This is a genomic window from Ilumatobacter nonamiensis YM16-303 (assembly GCF_000350145.1).
Taxonomy (GTDB): domain Bacteria; phylum Actinomycetota; class Acidimicrobiia; order Acidimicrobiales; family Ilumatobacteraceae; genus Ilumatobacter_A; species Ilumatobacter_A nonamiensis.
In genome coordinates this window covers 16,438-28,730 of the sequence record NZ_BAOL01000091.1, presented here as the reverse complement: position 1 = coordinate 28,730, position 12,293 = coordinate 16,438, and the positions used below count along the sequence as shown (strand labels likewise).

Sequence of the window (12,293 nt, the reverse complement as noted above, 5' to 3'; positions counted from 1 at the left end):
GGGCCGGCGAAGTAGATCGAGTGGCACATGCCGTGGTCGAGCGGTCCGAACACGGTGATCCCGCGCGAGCGGATGCGGTCACGCATCGCGAGCAGGTCGTCGAGGCTGTCGACGTTGAACGCGACGTGCTGCATGGCTCCGCCGGCGCAGGGTCCGCCACCGCTGCCGGCGTGCGTGACCCCGAGCGTGCGCTCGATGCCGGCGACGTCGGGCGTCTGGACGAACGCGATCGAGCAGGTGTCGCTGAGCTTCAGGAAGCCGTGCCATGCCCCCTCGACGCCGTGCATCCAGTAGAGCGCGACCAGCTCGCAGCCGAGCACGTCGTTGAAGAAGTCGATCTGGGTCTTGATGTCGCCGGTGGCGACCGCCAGGTGATGGATGCCGTTGTTGGTGCTCATGGTGTGTCTCCGTTTCGTGGGTTGTCGAGTGCGTTCTGATTCGCGGCGACTGCATCGTCGAGGTCGAGACCGGCGAGTTCGCAGCCGCGTTTGAAGTCGACGAAGTGTTTGTTCATCCAGTCGTGCGCGGTGTCCGCGTCGCCGGTTTCGAGGGCGTGGAAGATGCGGCTGTGGGCTTCGAAGAGCCGTCGCCCGGGCCCGATGCGTTGGATCACGGTGCCGTAGGCGGGGAAGAGGAGTGCGCCCAGGGGTTCACGTGCGAGCAGCAGGGCACGGTTGTCGGCCGCCTGGGCGACGAGGTCGTGGAACTCGACGTCGGCCTCGGCGAGCGCGATCGGGTCGTCCAGACAGTCGGCGGTCTTGTCGAGGTTGACGCGAATCCGCTCGACGAGGTCGGCGGTGATGTTGGCAGCAGCCGAGCGGGCGGCAAGCGGTTCGATCACCGACTGGACCTCCCACAGCTCGCGGTAGGAGATGCCGTGGAGGACGATCGCCTCGTGCATCGCCGTGGTGACGACACTCCTGTTCGGAGCGGTGACCGCCATCCGTCGCCGGGCGCCGCGCTCGATCAGCCCGGCCGACTCGAGACCCCGCATCGCTTCACGCACGGTCGGTCGGGTGACGCCGAGTTGCTCGGCGAGGTCGTTCTCCGGGGGCAGCAGCGTGCCGGGCGCGAGTGTTCCGTCGAGGATCTTGCGTCGGATCGTCTGCTCGGCGACCCGGTACGCCGGAAGCCGGTCGAGGGTTTCGAACACCGCATCGCTCATCGGCTCATCCTTGCTCTCGGAGGACGTTGCGTCGGAGCTTCCCCGTGACCGTCTTGGGCAACTCGTCGGCGAAGCTGATCGCTCGCGGATACTTGTAGGGAGCGGTGGTCGCCTTGGCATGTGCCTGCAGCGCGGCGACGAGTTCGTCGTCGCCGACCGCGCCCTCCGCGAGCACGACCCACGCCTTCACGATCTCACCCCGGTCGGCGTGCGGCACGCCGACCACGGCACATTCCTGGACGGCCGGATGCCGGATGAGGGCGTTCTCGACCTCCTGCGGGCCGATGCGATAGCCGGCCGAGTTGATGATGTCGTCGGCGCGTCCGGTGTAGAAGACGTAGCCCTCGTCGTCGATCTCGACGTTGTCGCCCGTCGCGAACCATTGTGAGTCGCCGAGCGTGATCGTGGCCGACGCGGTGCGGTCAGGGTCGTCCCGGTAGCCGAGCATCACCTGCGGGTTGGGGAGCCCGATCAGCAGTTCGCCCGGTCCGTGCGGTTCGGCGGTCTCGTCGCCCGAGTCGGACACGTGGCGCACCGCGATGTCGACGCCGGGGAGAGCGCGCCCCATCGAGCCGGGCTTCACCGGTCGACCCGGACGGTTCGTGACCGTCATCAGGGTTTCGGTCTGACCGTAGCCATCGAGGACGGTCGTGCCGCTGACCTCGCGCCAGCGGTCGATGATCTCGGGGTTCACGGATTCTCCCGCCGAGACGGTGGAGCGGAGCTTCGACAGATCGACGCCCGATGTGTCCTCGAGGATCAGCCGACGCAGCTCCGTCGCTGCCGCACAGAAGCACGTGACCTCGAACCGTTCCAGGAGTCGGAATCGCTCGGCGGGCACGAACGGCCCGTCGTAGAACAGCACCGACGCGCCCTGGCTCCACGGCCCGAAGAGGATGCTCGTCCCGGCCTTCGACCAGCCGGTGTCGGCGGTGCACCAGATCCGCTCGTCGGGCGACAGCCCGAGCCAGTGGATCGCGGAGTTCGACCATGCCCACAACGCCCGGGCTGCGTGCGTGACACCCTTCGGTGACCCGGTGGAACCCGAGGTGTAGTAGAGGATCGCGGGATCCTCGGCGGCGACGGTGGCCGGCGCGAACTCCGTCGAATGATTGTCAGCTTCCGCGAAGCCGATCCACCCGTCCGGCGCATCGCCGACAGCGACGCGCACCGTCAACGTGTCGAGGCCGTCCAACTTCGCGCAGTCGTCGGTCGGGCAGATCACTGCGACCGCGCCGCTGTGCTCGACCCGGTAGGCGAGGTCGGACGCGGTGAGCATCGTGATGCAGGGGATCGGGACGGCGCCCATCCGCGTCACGGCGACCATGGTGATCTGCCACTCGGCGATGCGCGGCAACATGACGATGACGCGGTCGCCCTGTCGGAGTCCCTGCTCGGCGAGCAGGTTCGCGAGGCGCGATGACGCGGCGGCGATGTCGGCATAGGTGTAGTGCCGGTCGTCGCCCGCCTCGTCGACGGTGATCAGCGCGAGACGTTCGGGATCCGCGGCCCAACGGTCGACCACGTCGACCGCGAAGTTGAACGTGGTCGGCTCGTCCCAGCGGAACGTTTCGTCGAGTGTGTCGTCGGTCGTCATGAGTGGTCGAGATCGGGAGTTGCAGCCTCGGTTATATTGTATGACAATAGCGCTGTTGTCAACCGTCCGACCAGGGGGACCGAGTGATCGATTTCGAACTCACCGAACAGCAGACCGAGCTCCGCGACCGCACGGTTGCGTTCGTCCGAGACGAACTCATCCCGCTCGAGCACACCGGCGAGCCGACTCGCGTCGACGACGCGTTCCGTCGGGAACTCGTCGCGCTCGGACACGCTGCCGGGTTGGTGGCACCTCACGCCCCGGTCGAGTGGGGCGGACTCGGCCTCGACCACGTTTCGATGTCCGAGGTGTTCATCGCCGCCGGGTACTCGCTGCTCGGCCCGCTCGCGATGAACTGCTTCGCGCCGGACGAGGGCAACATGAACCTGCTGTCGAAGGTCGCCACACGCGAGCAGAACGAGCGCTGGCTCCGCCCGTTGGTCTCCGGTGAGATCCGCTCCTGCTTCGCCATGACCGAGCCCGCACCCGGCGCCGGAAGCGACCCCCGAGCGATGCAGACCACCGTCACCCGCGACGGCGACGAGTTCGTCGTGAACGGCACCAAGTGGCTGATCACCGGAGCGAACGGCGCAGGCTTCGCGATCATCATGGGTCGCGAGTCCGACGACGACACGGGGCGTCGAGCCACGATGCTGCTCACCGACATGGACACGCCCGGGATCAGCATCGAGCGCGAGATCTCCACGCTCGACCGCAGCTTCCCGGGCGGGCATCCCGTGGTGCGTTTCGACGACGTGCGGATCCCCGCCGACCACGTTCTGGGTGAGCCCGGACGCGGGTTCGAGTACGCCCAGGTCCGACTCGCTCCCGCCCGCCTCACGCACTGCATGCGGTGGCTCGGGGCGGCCATCCGGGCGCACGACATCGCCACGGCGCATGCCACCGAACGACAGGCGTTCGGCAAGACCCTCGCCGAGCACGAAGGCGTCGGTTTCATGCTCGCCGACAACGAGATCGACATCCAGCAGTGCCGCCTCGCGATCTGGCACACCGCGTGGCTGCTCGATCAGGGTGAGGCTGCCGGCCGAGAGTCGAGCATGACCAAGGTGCTGTGCTCGGAAGCGACCGACCGCATCGTCGACCGCTGCCAGCAGATCCTCGGTGGGCTCGGCTTCACCAACGAGACCGCGGTCGGCCAGATCGCCACGGAGATCCGCGCCTTCCGGATCTACGACGGCCCGTCCGAGGTGCACCGCTGGAGCATCGCCCGACAGGTCGCCCGCCGATGAACCCCCGATCCTTCGAGTTCCTCCGCCTCGATCGAACCCACATCGCCACCCCCCTGTGTGATGCGGTGCTGACCGAGGCCGACCTGCGGGGCGCCGACCGCGTCGCTGTCGTCGCGTCCGGCACGCTGTCGAGATCCACCTCCGTCATCGACGACCTGGAGGCCGCGCTCGGAGCGCGCGGTGTCGGTCGGTTCGACTCGGTGGAAGCGCATGCGCCGCGGAGCAGCGTGTTCGAGGTCGTCGAGTTCCTGCGGGCGACCGACGCCGATCTCGTCGTCACCGTGGGCGGTGGCTCGCCGCTCGACACGGTGAAGACCGCGCTGGTCGCACTCGCCGAGGGCCTCACCGAGAGCGACCAGCTCGAGGCATTCGCCATCACCACGGGTCCCGACGGTGAGCGCATCACCCCGGCGGTCGGCTCTCCGCCACTGCGCCAGATCGCGGCGCCGACCACCCTCACCGGCGCCGACTTCAGCGATCTCGCCGGGTGCGTCGATGAGCCCACACAGCGCAAGCAGCTGTTCAGCGGCGCCGAGATCGGTCCCGCCGCGATCATCCTCGACCCGGCGATCACCGTGTACACCCCGATGGACCTCTGGTTGTCCAGCGGGATCCGCGCTCTGGATCATGCGGTCGAGACCCTCTGCTCCAGCGCGCCCGAGCCGCTGGCCGATGCCGGAGCGCTCCACGCCATTCGGCTGCTGTCGCGCGGTCTGCCCTCCACGAAGGCCGACCCCGACGATCTCGAGGCGCGCCTCGAGTGCCAGCAGGCCGTGGGCTTGGCGTGCGCCGGGCTGAACCGCGTCCCGTACGGAGCGAGCCACGGCCTCGGCCACCAATTGGGCGCCGTGTTCGGGATGTCGCACGGCCACACGAGTTGTGTGATGATGCCCCACGTGATGGCCCACAACGAGCCGGCCACCGGCGAGGCTCAGCGGCTCATCGCCACCGCGATGGGACGACCCGACGACCCGGCCGGCGTTGCGGTCGGCGAGCTCATCGCCGCCCTCGGTCTGCCGACTCGCTTGCGCGACGCCGGTGCCACCGAGGACCAACTACGGACCGTCGCGGAGGGCAGCATCGCCCATCCGTGGATCACGGGCAATGCCGTCCCGATCACGTCCACCGATGAGTTGCTCGGCCTGCTCGAGCAAGCGTTCTGACCGGACACGGCGACCACCAACACCGTCAAGGAGTATCCATGCAGTTCGACACCCATTTCCGCAACGAGTTGCACTGCTTCCGCTACCCGTCCACCGACGCCTCGTACGCGCTCGTCGTCTCCCACGGCCTCGGAGGACACGGTGGGATCTACAACACGTTCTGCGAACACCACGTCGCGAAGGGTGCCGAGCTGTGGTGCTACGACGCACCGGGTCATGGGCGCTCCACTCCCAACCAGCCGCGGGGGACGTGGACGATGGATGCATGGGCACAGGCCAGTCGCGATTGGGCGACCCACGTCCACGACGTCACCGGGCTCCCGGTCTTCACCCTCGGCTCCAGCCTCGGTGTGGCAGCCGCGATCTCCGCGATCGACTCCCCGGCCGTGACGGGTGCGATCCTGATGGGCTCCGCCGCCGTCCCGGGCCACCCGCTGCTCGATGAGTCCGCAGCGCCGTGGCGAAGCGACGAGGTGAGGGCGGTGCTCGATCAGATCGGCCGGGCGGCCCGACTCGACATCCCGACGTTCTTCGACTTCGACGTCGACTACGGCTTCCAGGGGGCGACCGAGCAGAAGCAGCTCGATCCGTACAACACGTGGTCCTACGACCTCGCGTCGTGGGCATCGTTCTTCCAGTACGAGCCTCCGCAGCCGCTGGCCGACAATGCGAAGCCGGTGCTGTACGCGGCGGGGGAGAAGGACTTGAACGTGACCCCGGACGTGGTCCGGATGATTGCCGACGGCATCGGCGGTCCGGTCACGGTCGAGATCTTCCCCGATGGCGTCCACCAGTTGATGTTGTTCGAGACCGAGGCGTTCTCGACGCTCGTGCACGACTTCTGCACCGGCGTCATCAGCAACCGCTGACGTCTCGACGTCCGCCGATCGTCCCGATCTGAGCGGGACTGCGGCTCAGGCGCTCCTTCAGTTCGACGCCGCTCCGACCGGTGTCACGCATCGGTTCCGCGAGGTCGAGAGAACCACTCGGGACGTGGGTCGGCGCGTGTTGGAATCCGCCCCACCCGGAGTGCAGTAGTGTGCCGTTCGTCATACCGGAGCCGGGCGGGAATCGAAGGGGATTCAACATGCGTTCACGGAAACTTTTGGCAGCGTCCGCTGCGTTGGCGCTCGTCGTCGGTGCATGCGGAAGCGACGACGACTCGTCGGACGATGCGTCCGACGCCGACACCGCGGAGTCGGTTGCGCCCGACGACGCCGAATCGGAGGACACCGAAGCGTCGGACGACGCCGAGGAGACCGAAGACACCGAGCCCGCCACGGAGGACACCGAGGCGTCCGACGACGATGCCGACGACAGTGATGACGACGGTGACGCCGCCGCCAGCGGCGATTTCGAGCCGATGTCGGTGTCCGCGCCCGACTGCGACTACGGCGGCCTGTTCGACACGATCGCCGCGGTCGACGAACTGACCGTCGAGTTCACGCTCTGCCAGCCAGACGTGGCCTTCGAGTCGAAGGTCGCGTTCTCGGCGTTCGGCATCTGGCCCGATGAGGTCCTCGAGGAGACCGGCGGCGGTGGCCCCGAGCTGTTCGAGAACCCGGTGGGCACGGGGCCGTACATGCTCGAACAGTGGGACCGCGGCAACCAGCTGGTGATGAGCGCCAACCCCGACTACTGGGGCGACGCAGCGGGCTCCGACACGCTCGTCTTCCGATGGAGCGAAGAAGCCGCCCAGCGGCTCGTCGAGCTCCAGTCCGGTTCGGTCGATGGCATCGACAATCCGGGTCGTGACGACTTCGAGGTGATCTCGTCGGACGACACGCTGCAGTTGCTCGAGCGTGAGGGCACCAACGTCTTCTACCTCGGCCTCAACCGGGACATCCCACCGTTCGACGACGAGCGGGTCCGTCAGGCCATCGCGATGGCGCTCGACCGTCAGCGGATCGTCGACGCGTTCTACCCGCCGGGGTCCAGCGTCGCCGATCAGTTCCTGCCGTCGTCGATCTTCGGGTACACCGAGGAGCCGACGTGGTACGACGTCGACCTCGACATGGCGCGCGAGCTGATGGCCGAGGCCGGGTACGCAGACGGTTTCGACGTCACCTTGAACTACCGCGACGTCGTGCGCAGCTACCTGCCGTCGCCCGGCACGGTGGGTGTCGACATCCAGGATCAGCTCTCCGCGATCGGCATCAACGTGACCGTCGAGGTCATGGAGTCGGGAGCGTTCCTCGACGCCTCGGCCGCCGGTGAACTGCCGATGTACATGCTCGGTTGGGGCGCCGACTACCCGGACGCCACCAACTTCCTCGACTTCCACTTCGGCGTCGGTGCATCCGACCAGTTCGGTGAGGGGTTCGAGGACATCCAGGCGCTGCTGACCGAAGGTGGTCAGGTCAACGACCCGGACGAGCGCCTCGACATCTACATGCAGGCGACCGAGCTCATCAAGGAGCACGTCCCCATGGTTCCCGTCGCCCACGGCGGTTCGGGCACCGCCTACCGCGCGGATGTCACCAACGCCCAGGCGAGCCCGCTCGGCAACGAGCGGTTCTCGGTGATGGAACCGGGTGACCGCGACACGTTCGTGTGGATGCAGAACGCCGAGCCGATCGGCCTGTACTGCGCCGACGAGACCGACGGCGAGTCGCTGCGAGCGTGCGAACAGATCAACGAATCGCTGCTCTCGTACGAGGTCGGCGGCACAGCGGTCGAGGCGGCCCTCGCCGAGTCGTGGGAATCGAACGAGGACGGCACGGTCTGGACGTTCACCCTGCGCGACGGGGTCACGTTCCACAACGGCAACCCGCTCGACGCCAACGACGTCGTGGCGACCTACGTCGCCCAGTGGGATGCGGCCAGCCCGCTCCACGTCGGCCGTGAGGGCACCTTCTACTACTTCAGCGCCGACTTCCTCGGCTTCCTGAACGCCCCAGAGGAGGAGGAGGGCTGATCCACTCGAGCGACCGGGGCGGACCGAGTGTCGGCCCGTCCCGGTCGGTTCTGCATCGAGGTCGTTGAGTGGGTCGCTTCATCCTGCGTCGACTGCTGACGGCGATCCCGGTACTGCTCGGGATCCTCGCGGTGGTCTTCGCGATCGCTCGGTTGATTCCGGGTGACCCGTGCATCGCGGCGCTCGGCGAACGCGCCACCGAGGAGGTGTGCAACGCCTACAACGAGCGGTACGGGCTCAATCGTTCGATCCCCGCCCAGTTCGCGATCTACATCGGCGACGTGCTGCAGGGCGACCTCGGCACCTCGTTCCGGTTCAACAAGCCGGTGACCGATCTGATGATCGAGCGCCTCCCGACCACGATCGAACTCTCGGTTGCGGCGCTCACCATCGCCGTGTTCGTCGGCGTGCCGCTCGGTGTGATCTCGGCGTATCGGCACAACTCCAAGGTCGACGTGGCCACGATGGTCGGCGCCAACATCGGCGTCTCGATGCCGGTGTTCTGGCTCGGACTGATGTTGCAGTACCTCTTCGCCGTGCAACTCAAAGACACGTTCCTCTCGCTCCCACCCTCGGGTCGACTCGATGCCGGGATGCTGCCGGAGCCGTTCTGGGAGAAGTGGGGCCTTCCCGAAAACGGCGTCTTCGAGTTCATCTCGAACCTGGTGATCGTCAACGCGATCCTCACGTTGAACTGGGATGCGTTCTGGAGCGCATTCACCCACCTGATCCTGCCGGCGGTCGCGCTTGCGACGATCCCACTCGCGATCATCGCCCGGATGACGCGCTCGTCGTTGCTCGACGTGCTCGGGCTCGACTACGTCCGCACGGCTCGCGCCAAGGGGCAGAAGGAGCGAATGGTCGTCCTGCGCCACGGGCTCCGCAACGCGATGCTGCCGGTGATCACCGTGATCGGTCTGTCCCTCGGAGCGCTCATGGGTGGTGCGATCCTCACCGAGACGATCTTCAACCTCAGCGGTGTCGGCAAGACCCTGTTCGATGCGATCGAGTCCCGCGACTACACCGTCGTGCAGGGGTTCACCTTGATCATCGCCGTCGCGTTCGTGCTGGTGAACATGGTCGTCGACATCATGTACACCTATCTCGACCCGAGAGTCAGGTCGGCCGATGCCTGACGAGCACGCGTCCGAACCGTCCACGTTCGCGACCGCCGCGCCGGTCCCGAAGCCGGACTTCGCCGGTGATGCGACCGAGGTCGAACGTGAGCTCCGGGCAGCGCGCAGCGGCGCCGGACGTTGGCGCCGCAAGGTGCCCGACCCCCTCGAGGTGCAACCCGCTCGCGGTCTGTGGGGGAATGCGTTCCGCCAGCTGCTCCGCAAGAAGTCCGCCGTGGTCGGCATGGTGATGCTCGGCATCCTCGTGCTGGTCGCGGTGTTCGCTCCGCTCATCGCGCCGTACGACCCGAACGAGGTGTTGCTCGGGCAGGGTGTCACGCCGCGCGACGCGCCGTGTATCCATCTGTTCGGCTGTGCCGAGGACACACCGCAACACATCCTCGGCACCGACGGCAACGGTCGCGACGAGTTCAGCCGCATCCTGTTCGGCGCTCGCGTCTCGCTGGCTGCGGGTGTCGGCGCGGTGTTGTTCGCCGTGGTGATCGGCACTGCCATCGGGCTCGTCGCCGGGTACTACGGACGTTGGGCCGACAGCGTGTTGATGCGCCTGATGGACGTGCTGCTCGCCTTCCCGTCGCTGCTGCTCGCGATCTTCATCGTCACGGTGTTCGGACCGGGTCTGGTCAACGCGATCTTCGCGATCTCGATCGTGTCGATCCCCATCTACGCGCGCGTGGTCAGGTCGACCGTCGTGTCGCTGCGCGAGTCGGACTTCGTGAAGGCGGACATCGCACTCGGCGTGTCGACCCCGCGGATCATCTGGCACCGGATCCTGCCGAACTCGCTCACGCCGCTGATCGTGCAGGCCACCCTCGGTGTCGCCACGGCCGTCCTCGAGATCGCGGCGCTGTCGTTCCTCGGTCTCGGGGTCCAGCCACCGACGGCCGAATGGGGTTCGATGCTCGCCGCCGAACGCAACCAGGTGTTCACGGCGCCGCACCTGGTGTTCTTCCCCGGCATCGCGATCATGTGGAACGTGCTCGCGTTCAACCTGCTCGGCGACGGTCTGCGCGATGCGCTCGACCCGAGGCTCAACCTATGACCGATCAGCCAGCGACCCCGCCGACGAAGGACGACCCGGACGAGGAACCACTGCTCGAGATCCGCGGGCTCCGCACCTACTTCTTCACGCGTGACGGCATCGTGCAGGCGGTCGATGGCGTCGATCTCGAGGTCCGGCGCGGGGAGGTGCTCGGGCTGGTGGGTGAGTCCGGTTGCGGCAAGTCGGTGACGTCGATGTCGGTGCTCCGACTCATCAGCGAGCCCGGTCGGATCGTCGAGGGTGAGGTGCTCTTCAAGGGGGAGAACCTCGGCGAGAAATCCGCGAGTGAGATGCGCGAAATCCGCGGCGATCAGATCTCGATGATCTTCCAGCAGCCGAACGCTTCGCTGAATCCCGTGTACAGCGCCGGCGTGCAGATCTCGGAGGTGTTCGAGATCCACGAAGGGTTGAAGCGCAAGCTCGGCGTGGAACGCGCGGTGGAAGCGCTTCGGCGGGTCGGCATCTCCGACCCCGAGCAGCGTGCCGGGGCATACCCGCACGAACTGTCGGGAGGAATGGCGCAGCGCGTGATGATCGCGATGGCGCTCGCATCGGGGCCCGAACTGCTGATCGCCGATGAGCCGACCACGGCCCTCGACGTCACGATCCAAGCGCAGATCCTCGAGTTGATGTCCGAACTCCAGTCCGAACTCGGGATGGCGATCGTGTTGATCACCCACGATCTCGGGGTCGTCGCCGAGACGGCGGATCGGGTCGCCGTGATGTACGCCGGCCAGATCGTCGAGCAGGCCACGACGATCGACCTGTTCGCCGAGCCGAAGCACCCCTACACCGTCGGCCTGCTCGGTTCGATCCCGGTGGCGGGTGCCCGACGCGAGCGACTCGACGTCATTCCCGGGCAGGTGCCGAACCTCATCGAGCCCGACAGCGGATGTCGGTTCGCGAGCCGGTGCCAGGCGCGCGTCGACAACGAACTCGAGATCTGCTGGACGAAGCTGCCCGATCTGATCGAGGTCGAGCCTGGCCACACCGTCCGTTGCTGGCTCCACCAAGAGGTGCCGGAGTGACCGCGACCGACGAACCGTTGCTCCGGCTGTCGGGAATCGAACGGCGGTACCCGGTGCGGAGCGGTGCGCTGCAGCGCACCGTGGGCGAGGTGCGCGCCGTCGACGGTGTCGACCTCGAGGTGTTCGAGGGCGAAGCGGTCGGGCTGGTCGGCGAATCCGGCTCGGGAAAGTCGACGCTCGGCCGGGTTCTGCTGCGGCTCGAGGAACCCGACGAGGGGACCATCGTCTTCGACGGTGACGACATCACGCACACGCCGATGCGCGATCTGCGCCGTCGGCGTTCACAGATGCAACTGATCTTCCAGGACCCGTTCTCGTCACTCGATCCCCGCACGAGCGTCGCCGAATCGATCACGGAGGGCCTGCGTGCCCAGGGCGTCGGCAGGAAGGACCGACAGAAGCGCCTCGACGAGGTGCTCGAACTCGTCGGCCTCGAGAAATATCACGGTCGGCGGTTCCCACACGAGTTCTCCGGCGGCCAACGCCAGCGGGTCGGGATCGCACGCGCGCTCGCCGTCAACCCGCGCCTGCTGGTCCTCGACGAACCGGTGTCGGCGCTCGACGTCTCGATCCAGTCGCAGATCCTCAACCTCCTGAAGGACCTGCAGCAGGAGCTCAACCTGACGCTGTTGTTCATCGCCCACGACCTCAGCGTCGTCGAGCACGTGTGTGAACGGATCGCGGTGATGTACCTCGGCAAGATCGTCGAGGTCGCCAGCCGTGACGACCTCTTCGACCGCCCGACGCATCCCTACACCGAAGCTCTGCTGTCGGCGATCCCGATCCCGGACCCGACGCGTCGGCGTGAACGGATCCTCCTCCAAGGCGATCCGCCGAGCCCGATCGCGCCGCCGTCGGGCTGCCTGTTCCACACCCGCTGCCCGATCGCCGAAGAGGGCCGCTGCGAGATCACCGAACCCGAGTTGAAGCCGGTCGCCGACGACAGCGCACACCTGGCCGCCTGCCTCCTCCGCACCTGACGTTCTCGCCCGACC

General features: G+C 67.3%; 11 protein-coding genes. 8 read left to right on the top strand and 3 right to left on the bottom strand.

Annotated features, from left to right (window positions below; translation table 11 throughout):
- The 3 genes from ON45_RS10465 to ON45_RS10455 form a co-directional block, all read right to left on the bottom strand.
- Positions 1-398: VOC family protein (locus ON45_RS10465; protein ID WP_040493680.1), on the bottom strand; the 398-nt coding region annotated here is incomplete at its 3' end.
- Positions 395-1,165, bottom strand: a complete 771-nt coding sequence (locus ON45_RS10460; protein ID WP_051062867.1) for a FadR/GntR family transcriptional regulator — start codon at positions 1,163-1,165, stop codon at positions 395-397. The genes ON45_RS10465 and ON45_RS10460, both read right to left, overlap by 4 nt.
- A gap of 4 nt (positions 1,166-1,169) precedes the next feature.
- Positions 1,170-2,762, bottom strand: coding sequence for an acetate--CoA ligase (locus tag ON45_RS10455; RefSeq protein WP_040493678.1), 1,593 nt, complete (start codon positions 2,760-2,762; stop codon positions 1,170-1,172).
- An 86-nt stretch (positions 2,763-2,848) separates the two neighbouring features.
- On the opposite strand from ON45_RS10455, the gene ON45_RS10450 reads away from it, so the two are divergent.
- The 8 genes from ON45_RS10450 (at position 2,849) to ON45_RS10410 (ending at position 12,278) form a co-directional block, all read left to right on the top strand.
- Positions 2,849-4,012: an acyl-CoA dehydrogenase family protein gene (locus ON45_RS10450; protein ID WP_040493700.1), complete on the top strand. Its 1,164-nt coding sequence runs from the start codon at positions 2,849-2,851 to the stop codon at positions 4,010-4,012.
- The gene (locus tag ON45_RS10445) at positions 4,009-5,175 is read left to right on the top strand and encodes an iron-containing alcohol dehydrogenase (protein WP_040493675.1); all 1,167 of its coding nucleotides are present in this window, start codon (positions 4,009-4,011) and stop codon (positions 5,173-5,175) included. Before ON45_RS10450 ends, ON45_RS10445 begins: the two co-directional genes overlap by 4 nt.
- A 38-nt stretch (positions 5,176-5,213) precedes the next feature.
- A complete protein-coding gene (locus ON45_RS10440) occupies positions 5,214-6,044 on the top strand; it encodes an alpha/beta hydrolase (protein WP_040493674.1) in 831 nt (276 codons plus the stop codon).
- Between the two features lie 218 nt (positions 6,045-6,262).
- Positions 6,263-8,092: an ABC transporter substrate-binding protein gene (locus tag ON45_RS10430; protein WP_083914738.1), complete on the top strand. Its 1,830-nt coding sequence runs from the start codon at positions 6,263-6,265 to the stop codon at positions 8,090-8,092.
- 68 nt (positions 8,093-8,160) lie between these two features.
- A complete protein-coding gene (locus ON45_RS10425; RefSeq protein ID WP_040493670.1) occupies positions 8,161-9,228 on the top strand; it encodes an ABC transporter permease in 1,068 nt (355 codons plus the stop codon).
- Positions 9,221-10,270 (top strand): ABC transporter permease, encoded by a 1,050-nt coding sequence (locus ON45_RS10420; RefSeq protein WP_083914736.1) that lies wholly within the window; start codon positions 9,221-9,223, stop codon positions 10,268-10,270. The genes ON45_RS10425 and ON45_RS10420 overlap by 8 nt, the downstream gene beginning before the upstream one ends.
- Entirely contained in the window at positions 10,267-11,298 is a 1,032-nt protein-coding gene (locus ON45_RS10415; RefSeq protein ID WP_051062865.1) for an ABC transporter ATP-binding protein, read from the top strand. Before ON45_RS10420 ends, ON45_RS10415 begins: the two co-directional genes overlap by 4 nt.
- Positions 11,295-12,278 (top strand): ABC transporter ATP-binding protein, encoded by a 984-nt coding sequence (locus ON45_RS10410; RefSeq protein WP_040493668.1) that lies wholly within the window; start codon positions 11,295-11,297, stop codon positions 12,276-12,278. Before ON45_RS10415 ends, ON45_RS10410 begins: the two co-directional genes overlap by 4 nt.
- Positions 12,279-12,293: the final 15 nt, after the last annotated feature.

Coding starts and splice junctions, on each gene's coding strand:
- ON45_RS10460 (WP_051062867.1), bottom strand. CDS start 1,165: ATGAGCGATGCGGTGTTCGAAACCCTCGACCGGCTTCCGGCGTACCGG.
- ON45_RS10455 (WP_040493678.1), bottom strand. CDS start 2,762: ATGACGACCGACGACACACTCGACGAAACGTTCCGCTGGGACGAGCCG.
- ON45_RS10445 (WP_040493675.1), top strand. CDS start 4,009: ATGAACCCCCGATCCTTCGAGTTCCTCCGCCTCGATCGAACCCACATC.
- ON45_RS10440 (WP_040493674.1), top strand. CDS start 5,214: ATGCAGTTCGACACCCATTTCCGCAACGAGTTGCACTGCTTCCGCTAC.
- ON45_RS10430 (WP_083914738.1), top strand. CDS start 6,263: ATGCGTTCACGGAAACTTTTGGCAGCGTCCGCTGCGTTGGCGCTCGTC.
- ON45_RS10420 (WP_083914736.1), top strand. CDS start 9,221: ATGCCTGACGAGCACGCGTCCGAACCGTCCACGTTCGCGACCGCCGCG.
- ON45_RS10415 (WP_051062865.1), top strand. CDS start 10,267: ATGACCGATCAGCCAGCGACCCCGCCGACGAAGGACGACCCGGACGAG.